15 protein-coding genes and 1 rRNA gene are annotated in these 18,515 nt (G+C 40.5%); 2 read left to right on the top strand and 14 right to left on the bottom strand.

What is annotated here, in order from left to right; genetic code table 11:
* Window positions 1–163: 163 nt before the first annotated feature.
* Complete coding sequence (locus LMF89_RS16850) at window positions 164–1,096, top strand: sigma-54 interaction domain-containing protein (protein WP_229536113.1); 933 nt, start codon at window positions 164–166, stop codon at window positions 1,094–1,096.
* A 106-nt stretch (window positions 1,097–1,202) separates the two neighbouring features.
* On the opposite strand, the gene hemL is transcribed toward LMF89_RS16850, so the two are convergent.
* The 11 genes from hemL to LMF89_RS16905 form a co-directional block, all read right to left on the bottom strand.
* Window positions 1,203–2,519: a glutamate-1-semialdehyde 2,1-aminomutase gene (hemL, locus tag LMF89_RS16855; RefSeq protein ID WP_229536114.1), complete on the bottom strand. Its 1,317-nt coding sequence runs from the start codon at window positions 2,517–2,519 to the stop codon at window positions 1,203–1,205.
* 45 nt (window positions 2,520–2,564) lie between these two features.
* Window positions 2,565–3,539 (bottom strand): porphobilinogen synthase, encoded by a 975-nt coding sequence (hemB, locus tag LMF89_RS16860; RefSeq protein WP_007953937.1) that lies wholly within the window; start codon window positions 3,537–3,539, stop codon window positions 2,565–2,567.
* On the bottom strand, window positions 3,536–5,062 hold the full coding sequence (gene cobA / locus LMF89_RS16865) for a uroporphyrinogen-III C-methyltransferase (RefSeq protein ID WP_229536115.1): 1,527 nt from the start codon (window positions 5,060–5,062) through the stop codon (window positions 3,536–3,538). The genes hemB and cobA overlap by 4 nt, the downstream gene beginning before the upstream one ends.
* Window positions 5,063–5,137: 75 nt before the next feature.
* Window positions 5,138–6,070: a hydroxymethylbilane synthase gene (gene hemC / locus LMF89_RS16870; RefSeq protein ID WP_229536116.1), complete on the bottom strand. Its 933-nt coding sequence runs from the start codon at window positions 6,068–6,070 to the stop codon at window positions 5,138–5,140.
* Entirely contained in the window at window positions 6,030–7,346 is a 1,317-nt protein-coding gene (hemA, locus tag LMF89_RS16875; RefSeq protein ID WP_229536117.1) for a glutamyl-tRNA reductase, read from the bottom strand. The genes hemC and hemA overlap by 41 nt, the downstream gene beginning before the upstream one ends.
* Entirely contained in the window at window positions 7,315–7,959 is a 645-nt protein-coding gene (locus LMF89_RS16880) for a precorrin-2 dehydrogenase/sirohydrochlorin ferrochelatase family protein (protein ID WP_229536118.1), read from the bottom strand. Before LMF89_RS16880 ends, hemA begins: the two co-directional genes overlap by 32 nt.
* Before the next feature lie 157 nt (window positions 7,960–8,116).
* Window positions 8,117–9,925 (bottom strand): penicillin-binding protein 2, encoded by a 1,809-nt coding sequence (gene mrdA, locus LMF89_RS16885; RefSeq protein WP_229536119.1) that lies wholly within the window; start codon window positions 9,923–9,925, stop codon window positions 8,117–8,119.
* Window positions 9,926–10,015: 90 nt separating this feature from the next.
* Complete coding sequence (locus LMF89_RS16890) at window positions 10,016–11,431, bottom strand: LCP family protein (RefSeq protein WP_229536120.1); 1,416 nt, start codon at window positions 11,429–11,431, stop codon at window positions 10,016–10,018.
* Window positions 11,432–11,749: 318 nt separating this feature from the next.
* Window positions 11,750–12,523: an MBL fold metallo-hydrolase gene (locus tag LMF89_RS16895; RefSeq protein WP_229536121.1), complete on the bottom strand. Its 774-nt coding sequence runs from the start codon at window positions 12,521–12,523 to the stop codon at window positions 11,750–11,752.
* A gap of 167 nt (window positions 12,524–12,690) precedes the next feature.
* Window positions 12,691–13,797, bottom strand: a complete 1,107-nt coding sequence (locus LMF89_RS16900; protein WP_229536122.1) for a glycosyl hydrolase family 18 protein — start codon at window positions 13,795–13,797, stop codon at window positions 12,691–12,693.
* Between the two features lie 196 nt (window positions 13,798–13,993).
* Window positions 13,994–15,247, bottom strand: coding sequence for a dicarboxylate/amino acid:cation symporter (locus tag LMF89_RS16905; RefSeq protein WP_229536123.1), 1,254 nt, complete (start codon window positions 15,245–15,247; stop codon window positions 13,994–13,996).
* Window positions 15,248–15,614: 367 nt separating this feature from the next.
* Here LMF89_RS16905 and LMF89_RS16910 point away from each other — a divergent pair, with 367 nt between their 5' ends.
* Complete coding sequence (locus tag LMF89_RS16910; protein ID WP_007953925.1) at window positions 15,615–15,884, top strand: hypothetical protein; 270 nt, start codon at window positions 15,615–15,617, stop codon at window positions 15,882–15,884.
* A gap of 85 nt (window positions 15,885–15,969) precedes the next feature.
* Here LMF89_RS16910 and LMF89_RS16915 read toward each other — a convergent pair whose 3' ends face one another.
* The 3 genes from LMF89_RS16915 to rrf form a co-directional block, all read right to left on the bottom strand.
* Window positions 15,970–16,644, bottom strand: coding sequence for an NUDIX hydrolase (locus LMF89_RS16915; protein WP_229536126.1), 675 nt, complete (start codon window positions 16,642–16,644; stop codon window positions 15,970–15,972).
* Between the two features lie 49 nt (window positions 16,645–16,693).
* A complete protein-coding gene (locus LMF89_RS16920) occupies window positions 16,694–17,722 on the bottom strand; it encodes an FAD:protein FMN transferase (protein ID WP_229536124.1) in 1,029 nt (342 codons plus the stop codon).
* A gap of 525 nt (window positions 17,723–18,247) precedes the next feature.
* Window positions 18,248–18,364, bottom strand: a 5S ribosomal RNA gene (gene rrf / locus LMF89_RS16925).
* Window positions 18,365–18,515 lie beyond the last annotated feature (151 nt).

An 18,515-nucleotide genomic window follows, 5' to 3' on the forward strand; every position in this document is an offset into this window, starting at 1 on the left:
CATTGCACCTATCATCGTCGATCAATTGATCATTGGTGCAATCATCGCTTTCCAGGATGTCACCCGCATTCAGGAAATGGAAGCGAGAATCCGCAACGAGTTAATCACCAGGAAATTCATTGCTAAATACCACTTCACCGATCTATTAGGAGTCTCACCTCAGATGATTGAAATTAAGCGAATTGCACAAGAAATGTCTTTAATCGATGCCACCGTATTAATTTCAGGAGAATCCGGCACAGGAAAAGAGTTGTTTGCCCAAAGCATACACAACGAAAGCCAACGAAAAAATGGACCATTTGTTGCTGTCAACTGTGCGGCCTTGCCGCAAAACTTACTTGAAAGCGAATTATTCGGTTATGTAGAAGGAGCATTTACGGGCGCAACCAAAAAAGGAAAACCCGGTTTATTTGAAATGGCTCATACGGGCACCATTTTTCTTGACGAAATCTCAGAAATGGATAAATACGCTCAAAGTCGCTTGCTTCGTGTGCTGCAGGAAAAGCAGGTCATGCGTCTCGGGGATGACAAATACATACCCGTTGATATGAGGATTATTGCAGCTACTAATAAAAATTTAGCGGGACTTATTAAAGAAGGACAATTTCGGCAAGATCTTTTTTATCGACTTAAAGTACTAACCATGACGCTGCCTGCATTACGCAACAGAAAAAATGATATACAATATCTTGCACATCATTTCTTGGAATATTATAAAAGACGACATTTTAAACAGTTGGATATTTCTGATTCTGGATATAACTATCTATCCGGATATTCCTGGCCAGGGAATGTTCGGGAATTAAAGTATTTCATAGAAAGATTGGTGGTCATCGCCAGTGAAAAATGGATTACCGAAGATGTTATAAAAAAATATTGGCATGACAGAGAAGATGAAACAGAACTACCTTCCATAGTGAGCGATGACCTTCCAGTAGACAATGCCCCTCTGCCGTCAGAAGACAAACGGATTGCTGATGCATTAGCACAATGCCATTCCAACATAACCCGCGCGGCTAAATTACTGGGAATGGATAGAAGCACACTTTATCGAAAATTGAAAGCTTATAAAATTGAAATCAAAAAAGCTTATTAAAACAATAAGAACTTTTGAACCGCGAAGACGGGAAGAAAAAGGGCAGTGCCAAAACATTCGTTTCAGCACTGCCCTTTTACGAAGGGTTATTCATTATCTCAGTATGTTATTTATTGTTTTTATGGTACTCTGCCACTTTAGCAAAAGCATAACCGCTTGCTGCAATCGTAGCAGCAATATCTTCTTCCGAATGAGCAGCAGACATAAATCCTGCTTCAAATTGAGACGGTGCCATATATACGCCTTGCTTTAACATCTCATGAAAGAAGGTATTGAATGCACCAATATCCGATTGTTTCGCACTCTCATAATCATATACAGGTTGGTCTGTGAAGAACATGCCAAACATGGCACCAAGCTGATGGTACTGCAATGTAAAACCATACTTCTCGCCTTGAGCGCGAATTCCGGCACATAAAGTTTTGGTTTTCTCAGCTAACTTCTCATACAGTCCAGGTGTTTGCGACAAGAGGGTAAGAGTGGTAATCCCTGCTGTCATTGCCAACGGATTGCCGCTTAGTGTACCTGCCTGATATACAGGGCCAGCAGGAGAAATGAACTCCATAATATCCTGCCTGCCGCCATAGGCACCTACGGGCAAACCGCCGCCGATAATCTTTCCTAAACAAGTCAAATCTGGTTTTATGCCGAACACTGACTGTGCTCCGCTGTAAGCCACACGAAAACCAGTCATAACCTCATCAAATATCAGCAAAGAACCATATCGCTGAGTAATGTCACGTACGGCTGCCAGGTATCCTTCTTGCGGCAGCACCATTCCCATGTTGCCGGCAACAGGTTCAATAATGACGGCAGCAATTTCTTCGCCATATTGAGAAAAGACCTCTGTCAGAGCTGATATATCATTATAATTTACGGAAATCGTTCCACCGGCAACAGCGTCAGATACGCCAGGACTGTCAGGTACACCTAAGGTAGCCGCCCCTGACCCTGCCTTTACCAGCAGACTATCATGATGTCCATGATAGCAGCCAATAAATTTAACAATTTTGCTGCGATTGGTATACGCTCTTGCTAAACGCAATACACTCATGGTAGCCTCTGTTCCTGAATTCACCATGCGTATCAATTCCATAGAAGGGACGGCCTGCTGCACTAATTTAGCCAAGGTAGTCTCTAAAAGAGTAGGTGCTCCATAACTTGTTCCATTAGACACAGCTTGAACTAAGGCTTCTACTACCGCAGGATGAGCATGACCTAAAATCATCGGACCCCATGATCCAACATAATCAATATATTGATTCGAATCAATATCATATAAGCGGCTGCCTGCAGCCCTCGCAATAAAAGGCGGCGTTCCGCCAACACCTCGAAAGGAACGTACAGGACTATTAACGCCCCCTGGTATATACTGCTTTGCTTCATTAAATGCTTCAGTCGATTTATTTAAATGAAATGCCATGAGTAGACCTCCTAAAAATAATAAGGTGGTTTATTGTCTCTATTCTTATTCCTCTTTTAACCAGCGGGCAACATCCATCGCATGATAGGTAATAATAATATCCGCCCCGGCCCGTTTCATGCTAACCAGTGTTTCCATCACTATACGCTTTTCATCAATCCATCCTTGGGCTGCTGCAGCTTTAACCATGGAATATTCACCACTTACGTTATAAACTGCCAAAGGATAATCAAAACGATCCCTAACTTGACGAACAATGTCCAAATAAACCAAGGCTGGTTTCACCATAATAATATCTGCACCTTCTGCAATATCTAACTCGACCTCGCGCATGGCTTCCCGACTATTAGCCGGGTCCATTTGGTAGCTTTTGCGATCACCAAATTGCGGTGCTGAATCAGCAGCGTCACGGAATGGTCCATAATAAGCAGATGCATATTTTACGGCATAAGACATAATTGATACATTGCTATAGCCACTTTCATTTAACGCATTGCGAATAGCTAATATACGTCCATCCATCATATCAGAAGGCGCTATGATATCAGCGCCTGCCTGCGCCTGGCTCACAGCGGTTTTTGCCAGTAATTCCAAGGTACTGTCATTATCAACCTCTCGACCTTTCAGCAAGCCGCAATGACCATGGCTGGTATACTCACACAGACATACATCACCAATCACTACGATTTCAGGTAACGCCGCCTTAATCAGACTCATTGCTTTTTGCACAGGACTATTCATATCCCAGGCACTTGATCCTTCTGCATCTTTATATTCAGGAAGACCGAAAATGATAACTGCCGGTATACCTAAGGAAAATGCCTCAGCGGCTTCCTTGACTGCCATATCGGGAGACAAATGAAAAACACCTGGCATAGAAGAAATTTCCCTGCGTATTTGATTTCCTGGAACCACAAACAAAGGATATACTAGATTACCAACCTCAAGAGTTGTTTCCCGAACTAACTGTCGTATTCCGGCAGAAGCTCTAAGACGTCGCGGACGAAGCAAAGAACTCATTTTTGAGCCTCCTCATATAGCGTTTTAATGACTTCTATCATACCGTGAATCGTGTACTCCTCACCAATCACATCCGGAGTAATGCCATGTTCCAAGCACGTGCCGGCAGTGATCGGACCAATGCACGCAATCTTGGCATTTTTTAAGAGTTCCGCTCCCTGGTCTCCTAATAAATTCAGTAAATTGGTTACTGTAGAGGAGCTGGTGAATGTTACAAGATCGATATCTCCTGCTTTTAGCTTTTCTGATAGAATCTTACCATCCGTATCCCCAGTAAGAGTGCGATAGACAGGAACGACATTTACCCTTGCTCCCATTTCTCCTAATTTTTCCGGTAAAAGATCTCTTGCTACCAACGCTCTCGGAATAAGCACTGACATACCTGGCTGAATCCTGCCAGTCACTGCAGCAACAATACCTTCAGCTCTAAATTCCAAAGGAACAATGTCTGCTAAAATTCCATAATCTTTTAGCCTTGCTGCTGTTTGTGCACCAATGGCAGCAACCTGAATGCTGCCTAAAGCCCGACTATCTTTCCTCATGCTATGTAAACGCTTAAAGAAATATTCAACACCATTAACGCTGGTAAAAATCAGCCAATCATACGTCGTTAATTTTTTAATTGATTCATCCAGTTCAGCATAGCTCTCTGGCGGAACCAGTTTGATGGCTGGTGCTTCTATACATTGTGCTCCCAAAGCTTCTAATTGACCTGTTAAGACACTGGCCTGTTCTCTTGCACGAGTAACCAATGCAGTTTTCCCAAACAGCAAACGCTGATCAAACCAGCCCAACTGTTCACGCAATTTTACAACTTCGCCGACAATAAAAATAGCTGGCGGCTTGATTCCTGCTTTTGCCACATCCTCAGCAGCGTTCCCTACCGTCGTGACTAAAACCCGCTGCTCAGGTTTCGTTCCCCAGCGAATCACTGCAGCAGGTGTATTTGCCGAGCGGCCATGCTCAATCAGTTTGGATGTAATATGAGGCAGATTTTCTACTCCCATTAAAAATACTAAGGTATCTACCCCAGTAGATATATGTGACCACTTAATCGTTGATTCCGGCTTAGTAGGATCTTCATGTCCAGTGATTACCGCAAATGAAGTCGCAATCCCTCGATGGGTGACAGGAATGCCAGCATAAGCAGGTACTGAAATGGCTGAGGTTATCCCAGGTACAATTTCAAAAGAAATATGATTTTCTACTAAGGTTAGTGCTTCTTCACCGCCCCGCCCAAAGACGAAAGGATCTCCGCCTTTCAGTCGCACTACATTTTTACCCTCTTTTGCTTTATCCACTAGCAGCTGGTTAATATCTTCCTGACGCATCGTATGATCACTAGAAGCCTTGCCTACATAAATAAGCTCTGCATCTTCTCTAGCTGTCGACAACAATCGATCATCTGCTAATCGATCATATACAATCGTATCTGCTTGCTGTATATATTCGAGGGCTTTCACACTAATGAGCTTATAGTCCCCCGGACCTGCTCCTACTAAATAAACAATTCCTTGCCTCATTATTTTCTCCTCCTGTTAGAACGTAATTTATATTCTAGATGATAGCAAAGAACATATTGCGTTCTTTTTGAACCATTAATGATTTACTTCTAGTTCTTGCAGAATCTCTCGTCCACCCTCGCCGAGCATCCGTTGTGCTAAATCACGACCAAGCTTCTTGCCATCCTGAGGACTCCCACTAATGGTTTGTCGAATCTGACGCGCTCCATCCACTGACAAGATAGCCGCTTCTAACGTTAATACCGCTTGTTCTATTCTCCCGAACACACCAATGGGAATCTGGCAACCGCCTTCTACTTCAGCCAAATACGCCCGTTCTGCTTCTACAGCCCAGCGAGTCTCCTGATGATTTAAAAAAGCAAGCATCTGTAATACTTCTGCATCATTACTGCGCGCCTCAATAGCCAAAGCCCCTTGTCCCACTGCTGGCAAACAAATATCCTGGGGCAATACTTGAGTAATTTTCTCTTGCCAGCCCAAACGCTTTAAACCAGCAACGGCTAAGATAATCCCATCGAACTCGCCATTCTCTAATTTTTTTAGCCTGGTATCCAGGTTTCCCCGTAGGTCACCAATCTTAAGATCTGACCGATATTTAAGCAGCTGTGCCTTTCGCCTTAAACTTGAAGTCCCGACCCTGGAACCTTTTGGTAAATTGTCAACGGTGCCATAGTTAGGGCTGATAAAAGCATCCCCAGGGTCCACACGCTCAGTAATAGCAGCCAGCAGCAATCCCTCTGGCAGCTCGGTTGGCATATCCTTTAAGCTGTGCACGGCCAAATCGATTTGCCCATCCAACATTGCCGTTTCTAATTCTTTGGTGAATAAACCCTTACCGCCAATTCTAGCCAAAGGTACATCTAAAATTTTATCACCAGTAGTTACAATATGAAGCAGCTCTACATCCACATCAGGATACTGAGCTCTTATACAGTCAGCAATATGATTTGCCTGCCATAGAGCCAGCTTACTGCCCCGCGTACCGATAGTAATTTTTTTTCTTTTCACGATGTCTGCCCTCTCCTATTGTATCAAGTTTAAACAAATCCAGTATTGCATCTAAATAGAACTGTTCTTTATGTGTACAGGCTCCCTCATTAATGCAAACCATAGGATCTCTTAACATTTTACGTATAATCATCTTCGACATATTTTCCACGGCCTTACGTTCATCTGCTGTAATATCAGGCAATTTTGTCAGCGCTCGCTTCAACTCTCGCTGACGAATTTTTTCTGCCTTATCTGTCAAACGTGCCATAACAGGACGAAGTGATAAATAACGGAATTTAATCATCAATTCCTCTAACTCTTTTTTTATAATTTCTTCAGCCAATTCAGCTTCCTGTTCCCTTAAACGAACATTGGACTCTACAACCGCTTCCAAATCATCAATGTTATATAAACGTACTCCCGCAATAGCAGATACCTCAGGTTCCACATCCCGGGGTACAGCAATGTCAATAATAATTATAGGACGTCCTTGACGCTTGGGCATTAAATGAGCCACATCCCAGGCACGTATCACGTAATGAGGAGCACCAGTAGAAGTAATAATAATATCAGCATCCACAGCACTTTTCATAAAACTTTCAAAGGGTACGGCTACTCCTCGAAATTGTTCAGCCAACTCTACCGCTCTTTCGTATTTACGATTGGAAACGATTACCGTTTTGACACCATTTCCTACTAAATGCTTTGCTGTAAGTTCACCCATTTGTCCCGCCCCCAGCAATAACACATTGGAAGCAGATAAATTACCAAAAACGTTCTTAGCTAGCTCTACAGCGGCATAGCTGACAGACACTGCACTATGGGCGATTCGGGTTTCACTGCGAACCTTCTTACCCACAGCAATGGCTCTGTTAAATAACGTATTGAGTACTGTACTTGTAGTGCCAACATCCCTAGCTACTGAATAAGCCTTCTTTACCTGACTTAAAATTTGACCTTCCCCTATAATAAGAGAATCAAGACTTGCCGATACCCGGAATAAATGTTCAATACAATCTTCTTCCACATAAAAAAAGAAGTCTTCCATATCAAGAGTGCTTTCGGATATTCGTTGCAAAAATTGCTGCATTACCGGAAATCCATCTTCCGCATCATCTACTACAGCATACATCTCTGTGCGATTACAGGTAGACAGTAATACACATTCGCTAATTTCTTCATATTCATGAAGATGATTCAATGCCGTTTTAATCTTATCCTCAGAAAAAGTAAAACATTCCCGCACATCTACCGATGCTGTCTTATGATTGAGTCCTAGTACAACCAATTGCATTTTTAATCTTAGCCTCCGCCTCTTTTATCTTACCTTCCTTAAGCAAGATAATTACTTCCTGATCCAAGGTCCTTCGCCAAAAGGATTCTCTTTCTTTTACTGTCGAAAGCTGCTCTTTTATCTGCTCTCGTGCTTTAGCCACCAACTCAAGATAGATTCCATATTCCGGGCCATAACGCTCTTCTAATTCCTCACGTAATTTTTTTGCTAACGCTGGGCTTTTACCACCAGTAGAGATCGTAAGCAGCAAATCTCCATGTGAAATCTGGGATGGCACACTAAAATTACCAAGCTCAGGTGCATCCGTCACATTTACAAGAGCACCTGCACCCATACCTTCCTCAGCAGCCCATTTATTTACTGCGTTACTATCGGTAGCGCAAATTACAATAAAAAAACCATTAACATCACCCTGCTGGTAAGACCGAGCAATATGAATAATACTCTTGTCCTCTACTAAGGAAGCCAACTGCTTCGTAAGGGCAGGACTTACTACCGTAACCATTCCGCCAGCAGCCAAAAGCGCCCCAACCTTACGTTGGGCCACACTCCCGCCGCCAACAACCATGCAAGACCGACCGTCAATTTGTAAGTTTATCGGGTAACAGGGCACATTTTTCACATCCTTCATATTTTAGCATAATTCGCACTAAAAATGTAATATTCCTCTATTAGAAAGTACAAAGATTCACTTTAAATTTTTAACGCTATGCGCCCTTTAAATCAATAAAACATAACCGAACCACAGAGGCACAAAGAACACTCTCCTCTTAAGCGCCACCTGAATCCAGCTTTTCTTTCGCACCAAAATATGCCTCTACTATCTTTCGCACAACAGGTGCTGCAGCAGTAGAGCCTTCACCGCCCTCCTCTACTAGTACAGCAATTGCAATTTCAGGATTTTGGGCCGGTGCATAGCATGCAAACCAAGAATGAACCGTACCAGTACCTGTTTCCGCTGAGCCGCTTTTTCCAGCCACCGTTGGAGTAACTCCCTGAAAGACTCCTGCCCCTGTCCCCTTCGTTGTAACAGCGACTAAGCCACTCTTAATTATATCCCATGTTTCCGACTTTAAATAAATAGTATGAACAACTTCCGACTGATAGCTTCTAACTACCGCTCCATTGTCATCTACGATTTTATCCACTAACATCGGTCGATAGATTTCTCCATCATTGGCAACTGCCATTAGTAGTAGTGCCTGCTGCAGGGGCGTTGTTAGATAATAACCCTGCCCAATCGCAGCAATGATCGTCTCTCCAGGATACCATGGCTGCTCATAATTCTTTTGTTTCCATCCTTCTGTGGGTACTAATCCTTCTTCTTCCCCTTGCAGCAAAATACCACTTTTCTTTCCTAATCCAAAGGTTAATGCATAACTGGCTAAATTATCAATGCCCATACGGCGGCCTAGTTCATAAAAAACAGGATCGCTTGACCATGCTATAGCATCAACAATCGTAAGCTTTCCTAACCCTTCCGTCTTCCAGCCATAAAATTTCCATCCCCCTAGGATATAGAATCCTTTATCCTCAAATACTTCCTCTTTCGTTACATAACCCATATCCAAGGCTGCAGCTGTTGTAATAATTTTAAAAACAGAACCTGGTGGATAGGTACTTTGTATTCCTTTATTCGTAAGAGGATGATCAGGATGATTGATCAATTCGCCCCAGTTTTTACTGCTAATACCACTGGCAAATAAATTAGGATCAAAGGCTGGAGAGCTAACCATTGCCAAAACACCTCCTGTATGAACATCTAGAACAATGGCGCTCCCTCCTTTAGCTGGCTGCCCTATATTACGGCTTATTTCAATCTGCTGCATTAGAGCTTCTTGTGCAGCTTTCTGTAAATTTCCATCAAGGGTCAAAATTAATCCCTTCCCTGATATAGCCTTCTTCTCACCAATCCTTTGCACTTCTTCTCCAAAGGCATTGACTTCTACTTGTAAACCACCATCGATCCCCCGTAATACATCCTCCCATTCCAGCTCCAAACCATCCTTTCCTATAAAATCCGTAGGTTTATATCCTTGTGCCTTGTGCTTAGCATATTCTTCCTCATTTATGCTGCCCAGAAATCCCAGCACATGAGCTGCTAAATCTTTGTATATGTACTGCCTTACAGGAACGGCGCTAATGACAACCCCAGCTAAAGTATCCTTTCTCTCCAAAATCTTGGCTTGCAATACAGGATCAATATCTCGCTTCACGATTATCGGAATATAAGGTGACTCTTCCCCATCCTTTAGCATTTTTTCAATAGTCTCAGGTAAAATACCAATCATATTGGCTAATGCAGCTGTCTTCGCAGAATCATAGCTATATTCTGCTGGAATAATAGCAACAGCAAAACTAGGACGATTGGTAACAAGTAAAGCCCCATTACGATCATACATATTCCCTCGTGGGGCTTGCTCAGTAATTTGGTGTATGCGATTTTCTTCTGCTACTTTCTTATATTGTGGACCACGTACTAACTGCATCCAGGCCAAACGCAATATTAAAAGACCAACCACTGCCACAATGATCCATACCATAATATTCATTCTGCGAGACTTTTCTGTAATCCACATAGGTTAACTCCTTTTTAACAATTGATTTTCGTATAACATAGTATCCCGCAAAACAAAAAAAATAGCCCTAATGGGCTACTTTATGAATCATCACTTACCTGTATAATCTTTACCAACCACAACCACTGCATCAATCGCCTTACCTTCGTCTTTTGTAATCTGCAATGAGTATTTAAAAGGCAGCGAGCTTAATTTGTTAACGACTGTACTATCTGTAGTGTTAGAAATAACCACTGTATTTTTATATGCATTTGCTGTATTCGTCACACCCGCAACTTCAAATCCGCGGTTACGAAGGATCGCGGCAATTCTATCACCTGCATCCGCCATGCCACTGGCATTCACCACTTCCACACTTACTTTATCAGAATTGACTTTCTTACTAACAGACTTGCCTGCATCTGCTGAAGTATCAGTTTTGTCATTTTTATCATCTTTTTTCGATTTATCTGGAGTCGTTTTTTTCTCTGGAACTGCATTTTTAGTTACCTTCGGAGTTTCAATTACTTTCATTTCTTTTGGAATGGAAGTCTCATATTCACTTACATCTTTTTGTGTCGTAGCAACATATTTCTCTTCCATAGCCACACCAAGGGTTTGAGCTACGTGCTTGCGAAGAGCCATTACATCAGGCAGCCAATAACTTATCTCATTAATAAATGCTGGTTTTCCTGGTACCATGTCTGTTCTCAGCCCATTTTTCGATGCATCATTCAAGGTTTTAGCAAGATTAAGCATTTCCGTGGTAGACATATCACTATTTACTACACTATTTACCTCTCGAACAATAGCAGGTATCTTAGTAATAACGGATGGGCTAGCGACTTCCTTCATTAATGCTTTTAAGAACTTTTGCTGACGCTCAACTCGGCCAATATCGCCCTCTTCATCACGATAACGTACATATTGAATCGCCATACGACCATCCATACGTTGGACACCTGGCCGTAAATCAATTACGAAGGGACCATGATCCTCCCCATTATCATCATAAGGATCGGAATAGTACATCCTTTTTTCCACATCAATGGTTACACCGCCAACGGCATCAATAATCTTTTTAAACCCTGCAATATTAATTGTAATATAATGGTCCATTTTTATTCCTAACAAACCTTCGACAGCCTGCTGCGTTAATTTATGGCCGCCATAGGCATAAGCATGGTTAATTTTATCCCAACCATGTCCTGAAATTTTTACCCTCGTATCTCGGGGAATAGAGAGCATTGCAACATCTTTCGTATTTGTGTCAATGGTAACAACAAATAACGTATCAGAACGCCCGGTATCATCACTACGTTCGTCAACGCCCATAACCATAATGTTAATTTTATTTTGAGGAGTTACAATGCTCCCCTTTTCTTTACTTTGTTCAATTCCTCCGCTAAACCAAACATAGGACGCGCCAGCTACTGCTAATACTGCTAATAAAATACCTAGAACAGCTATAACGGATCTTCCCTTACCACGCCTTTGTTCAGCCAATCTTTTTTCCAGTCCTACCATAGTGCGCAACTCCCTTCTATTACCTGGAAATATTCTCATATACCAAGTATTAAATTCAAAAACTGCAGATAAAAAATCAATAAACAAGCCTCCGCATGGGAGGCTTGCTTTTAAGTATAACAAAATGTAACATAAAAGGTCAAGATTTTTATGTTTCACACCTCATTCATATAACATAGAAATCCCAATATAAAGAAGGAAGCTTAGACATCTCATTAGTTTAAATATGGTCTGGTAGCCCATTCAGCGGGAATTTCTCGAGTAGATACAACCAGTAATTCAAAGCCCACTGGAAAAAGATTCATACGAAATCATTTGTTAGATCTCCTGATCTTTTTCGGTTAATGCTATAATTTTATATGGCTTATCTTTATATTTCAAAATGTCCCTTGTAACCAGTTTCCTAAGACCCATTTTATCTTCATCCTCAAAAGGAATGTGATAAATCACAACTTTTTCCGGCTTCAAATTATCTAATATATTCTGTCCTTTTGTATTGGTAAAGAACAGTGGATTAATGAAAACAGCTGTTAAATTAGGAATATCTTTAATAACTTCAAAGTTTTTCACCATATAATCGGCATCAGCTGCAAATATATAGTTTTTTTCTTCAATTGTAAGCATGATTGTATAATGTCTAGTGTCTTGATATTCTCCACCACCCATATGTACGCTTCTGAAGTAAGTAAGAGTACAGTTTTGGGTGAGTTCTTCTTTATGATATTTTCCAAAAGGAATATAATATTCTTCAACTTTCTCTATTAAAGTTCGGCTTAATAACGAGCTCTTATCTTCTAAGGAATTTGTTTCTTGCTTCAGCCTTGGTATATATACCTTTTTTACTTCATTATTGGAAATATACTCATCTAAATACATGGAAGAAAAATGATCGATATGTCTATGAGTAAATATCAGATAATCAATATCTTTATATTTACTTGCCATACCAAAAACAGCTTTTTGCATCTCACTCACAGGTTGGCTAAAAAATGGATTTTCCCCAAATATACCATCAAGCAGTATGGTACTATCACCAGCTGTAATAAATATACCTGAGTTGGCAACCAACTCCATTTTGACTTTTATACTCATTATATTCTCTCCATAATCCACTTGAATAAATAACCGTATTGTCTAATTAAAAATAACCAAATAGGATTCTTATTTACTATAGTATTCTTTTTACGATATCCTTGCAACCACTTGGTTTAATACGCAAAAAAAAATATCTGTCGAATCATGCTCGACAGATATTTTTTTTATTTCTTAGGAAATTTACTATCAATCAATGACCACACTTCTGGCTGCTCTTGGCCCAGACGCCATAGTGCAATGCCAGCAGGATTGTATTTTGCGATAATATCCAATTTAGCTGCGATACTTTTGTCATTTTCAAACCAAACTTCATGATCTTTGTAAGAAAAGTGAGGTGCCTGCACTGTCTCATCATACATAATTTTAGCGTCATGTTGTTCGGCCCGTACAATCGCATCTACATAGGTTATAGTTTCCCCTTCTTTACCAACCCAATCATAACCATATAAACCAACACCAATGATTACTTTGTGTGGTCCACCACAATTATCAATAGCATATTTAATATTCTTCTCATACCAATCAATTGGTGCAATAGGACCTGGCTTGGAGGTCGACCAATGATTGTCATAGGTCATAATCTGCAGAAAATCAGCATTCTTAGCCAGTTCAGGATAATTATAAGCTCCCGATACATCCTCCGCTACGTCAACTTGCGGAAATACGGATATGATTACCGTTTTATTTAAGCCCTGCATTTTTGGATATAGCTCTGCCATAAAACTAGTTAAATTATCCCGCTGTGCTGGCGGTAATAATTCAAAGTCAATATTAATACCATCATACTGCTTTTCTTGGACTAGTTTTACAATATTATCGATGGCCTTACTGCGAACTTCTGGATTACCTAGTAATTCCTCTGTAGAGCCAGTTTTATTGGTAATCAAAGGGTACATTTTAAGTTTTAGATCTCTAGCAGTATCATATACCAGTTGGCTGTCTTTTGCTTCAACAGTGCCATCCTTGGTTGCCTTATACCAAAATGGACCAACACCTGTCATACTTTTAGCAAAGCTTTTCATACTTGGGAAAGAACCTGTTTTATCCGGTGTTCCTGGCCAAGGATTTTCATAATAGCCAATGATCATTCTCGGTGGCATCATGAGCTTCCCTGCTCCATTAACCCCAGGATTGTCTGTGGAATCCGGCATACCTGGCAGTGGTTTAGGTGCTGGACTATTACCACACCCACCTGCAAGTCCGACTACCATTATCACAAAACATAGCAGTATAATACTAGTTAAAATCTTTGAATAACGCAATATTGTCACCCTTTCCTAATGCTATACTAAGTACAGTCTAAAAAGCAGCTTTATAAATTCCATTCTGCTTTTTTCCTGCCTTACTCATAGTATTGGCAAGAGCAATTTTCTTATTCAAAAAATATTAATACCAACTTATAATCATAAAAAACAAAAAGAGACAGTGCCAAGTGGGCACCATCTCATTTCTGCTTTTTAGAATGAATTAATCATCATAATTTTTAGTATAAGCGACTTGCAGCACTTCATCTGGTAATTCATTTTCCCAGCGTGCTACTACTACAGCAGCTACACAGTTACCAATCAAATTACAGGCTGTACGAGCCATATCCAAGATACGGTCAACGCCCAGAATGATGCCAATGCCTTCTACCGGTAAGCCAAAAGCCGCCGCAGTACCTGCAATAACGATGAGAGATGCACCTGGAACTGCTGCAATTCCTTTGGTTGACATCATTAATGTAACTAACATTAACATTTGCGTAGAAAGAGGGAAATCAATATGGTACACTTGTGCAATAAAGATAACTGCTAATGCACTATATAATGTGGAACCATCCAGATTAAATGTATAGCCTGTTGGCAATACAAAGGTAACAATATGCTTTGGAACACCAAATTTTTCTAATTTTTCCATTGCAATTGGAAGGGCTGCCTCACTGGATGCAGTGGAAAACGCAATAAGAATCGGTTCTTTAATGGCTCGTAATAATTGAAAGAAATTCATTCGAATAATTACAGAAGCACAAGCTAACAATAGCGTAATGAATAACACTAAAGCAAAATACAACGACCCAATTAGCTTAGCCAATGGAATCAACATTCCAAGACCAAATTTTCCTACAGTAAAAGCAATCAAAGCAAAAACACCGATAGGAGCTAATTTCATTACATACCAAGTAAACTTGAACATAATTTCAGCAACGCTGATGGCTAACGTGACCACTGGTTTACCCTTTTCTCCCATGCCAGCAGCTGCTACGCCGAAGAAAGTAGAGAACAAGATAATTTGCAGCATATCACCGCGACCCATAGCATCTACCACATTGGTAGGTACAATATTAACCAGCATTTGAGTCATATCAATGGTCTTCGTTGCTGCTGCTGCTGCAGAACTGACATCCGCCCCTGTTGCAATCGCGACACCTGCACCTGGCTGGAAAATATTCGCCACAGCCAGACCGACAAATAGAGCTAGCGTCGTAGCAACTTCAAACCAGATAATTGCTTTTGCACCCAAACGACCCAGCTTTTTGAAGTCGCCAGTACCTGCAATACCCATAATTAATGAACTGAAAATCAAAGGTACTACAATCATTTTAATCATACGAATAAAAGTGTCACCAACGGGCTTTAATGCTTGTCCATAGGTAGGGAAAATATAACCGAAAACAACACCTAGTATAAGAGCAATAAAAATTTGAGTTGTAAGTCCTATCCCTTTTTTGTTTTTCTCCACGAATTCATCCTCCTCTAAAGTAAAATCGTCTAAAAGTCTCTTCCAGATATACACCCTTTAAAACTATTACAGTATATCAGCTACACTTATAAAAAGATACCCTAATTGCTTTATATTCAGCCTTTTCTACACAATATATCCCAAACAAATTCTGTCAATTTTATACACTATATAATTTCTTTACTGGATGGTTGTCCTAATAAAAACTCAGAATTTTGCAAATAAGATAGACACAATGAGATCATTGCACTATAAAGCCAAAGAACCCTGTTTTCTAGGCAAAAATCCATTATACACTTTCTATACTAAAATGATATAATGCTTACAGCTACATTTTATTCAAGTAGTAAAGGGAGTGTGTTGATAATTGAAAAAAGATCTTATTCAAGCCATGCCTCCACTTGACGGTCATGCTGTAAAAACGCTGGAAGATGCTCTTAGTAAATCCCCTAGCAAAATCATTCGTTTAGAGATTAATAACACGATTTATCAGCTTTCCCGGGAAGGTCATTGGTTTAAAATCTCACTGCTTACCAAAAAACTTACAGTAAAGCGATCAACTATTTTCCAAACCCTGACTGAAATCTATAATCTAATTATCCATGGTCAAAATTGGCGTATTGCTACCAATTATTAGAACTATACGAGTACAATTTGTTATAGGCAGATAAGCTAATATTTACTTAATTTAAAAATAATCCCTCTTTACAGAGGGATTTTTATTATTTATCATCGATAGTCTTATAAATCTCTAGAAATTCCTGCAAAACTTGGGCAGTCAATCCCCAAACAACATGCTTTCCATACTTATAAAATGAAACCTGGTACGTTTTACGTGCCCGCCATTCTTCGGAGTATCCTGTAACCAGGGAAAAAGGGAAATCGGCTAAAGGTCTTGTTCCCATTTCCATGTGGGCGACAATCGGTTTATGGGCAAGCAAAAATCGTAAAGGTATGGTAAATACTTCTGCAACTTCATCCTGGCTAGGTACAATCGGTTGAAGAGGCGAAAGATAACCTACATAAGGATACAACTTTACTCCTATAGGACTTATGATTTCGTCTAATGCTCCTAGAATTTTTATTTCTGCTGCTGCTAAAGAAAGTTCTTCTTGCGTTTCCCGTACAGCAGCAGCTAAAGCTGATCCATCTTCCTTTTCAATACGCCCTCCTGGAAAGCAAATCTCTCCAGGCTGCCAAGATAATTGTGTAGAACGTACCTCAAACAATATAGCTAATTCACCATCCTGGACGATAAGAGGCACCAGCACCGCTGCAGTAAAGAAATCATTATAACCAGCTTTACCTTCTACATTAACAGCTAACGCTTCTGACAATTCTCTACATAACTCATCCATTGCTAGTCCTCTCCCCCATCCAATCAGCATTTTTTTCACATTGTTCAACAACCTATCTCTTTATACCGACAAAAAAAGTAATCATTCGTTATTTTTTATCTGTATCAGAAGATAGTTCTATCTTTCCCTCAAGACCAGGAGTAATAATAATCTTACCATCCAAAGTAACGATGACAGCTTCATTGCCGGGAAATTGTTTTAGCAGTTCTAACCCTTTTTCTACTCCTAGAACAAAAATAGGTTTACTCAAAACATCTCCATAGGTAGAACTAGAATTAACCATCGTTACACTTGACACTTCCCTTGGCTGCCATCCTGTTCGCGGATCTAGAATATGTGAATATCGTATGCCATCCTTCATCATAAACCGCTGATAATCTCCTGATGTCTCCATAGTATCCCATTCCGTCAAAGCCAGCTTAGCACTAATACCATCTGGATCGCGAGGATGCTGTATACCAATCCTCCATGGTTTACCATCAGGCTTATTACCAATAACCCGTACATCCCCGCCAGCATTTACTAGAGCAGATGTTATTCCTTTGGCTTTCAGTAGTTCAACAGCCTGATCGGTAGCATATCCTTTGGCAATGGCACCTAAATCAAGCATCATGCCTGTCTTGGGCAAATATATCGTATTAGCAGCCGTATCTACCTCAACTAAATGATAATTGACCAATGGCAAAACCTTATCAATCTCAGCTTGACTTGGTACATACTCCCCCTTATGACCAATTCCCCATAATTTCGTGAGGGGACCAACGGTGATATCAAAAGAACCGCCAAGCTTATCTGATACATCCTGGGAGAACTTAATAATTTTTACCAATTCAGGATCAACAACAACTTTTTCCTTACCTGCCATTTGATTAATTCTCGAAACTTGACTATTATCATCAAAATTATTCGTTAAAGCATGCAAATGCTGGAACTCAGCGAAAGCAGCCTTCACTGCCTCTTCTGCTCCTGGACCATAAGCAGTAATTTCAACAATTGTGTCCATAAGAAATTGAGTTTCTTTATAAACATTAGAGGAATTTGTCTTGCTAAAGCATCCTGAAATAAATAACGCTGTAATAACAACGGTAACCATAATTAATGATAATTTTTTATTCATTAACTCACCTTCCTGTCATTCGCATTTATCCTGATATTCAATGATCAAATAGTTAAGCTATACCTGTGTCTTAATGATCTATTACTATGTATCTACAAGTATGATTAACCCGTAATCTATATTATAATACAATTCTTTATGTTCTTATGGAAACCCTTCAATACTCTTCAAAAGGACACAAAGGTGTGCCGCAGCAGTGGCATTGTGCTATCCTCCCAGGACGTTTCCATCCAAGTACTTTCGGCGTATGGGCTTAACTACTGTGTTCGGTACTTCGACTGGCGATAATACCCCATCTGCGTCGTTACTCCTGCGCGCGCTCACTTCACGTACTGATGTACTAGGTAAAGGATGTTATCGTTTCACTCTAACTAAGCGAATCACTCAAATCTTCTTGCTCACTATCGTTTACAAAGATTTGGTTCCCTGCTTATTGTCGTGCCTAGCATCTGAAGCATTCTCACCAATCTCGCAAAGCGCAAGATATTAAAAACGCACTCATATAAAATGAGTGCGTTTTTCTTCAACCAGCAACTACCTATCCTCCCAGGCCGTTTCCAACCAAGTACTTTCGGCGTATGTGGGCTTAACTACTGTGTTCGGTATGGGAACAGGTGGAACCCCACAGCTATCGCCACTGGATTAAAGTTTTTTAGAAGTACATATAAATATGTTCCTTCAAAACTTCACAGAAGAAAGACTGCATGTTAGTAGTTAGCAGCCATGCTGCTAACTAATTTAAGTCAAGCCCTCGTCCTATTAGTACCAGTCAGCTGAATCCATTGCTGGACTT

Origin of the sequence: Pelosinus baikalensis (genome assembly GCF_020819555.1) — a bacterium.
Taxonomy (GTDB): Bacteria; Bacillota; Negativicutes; order DSM-13327; family DSM-13327; genus Pelosinus; species Pelosinus baikalensis.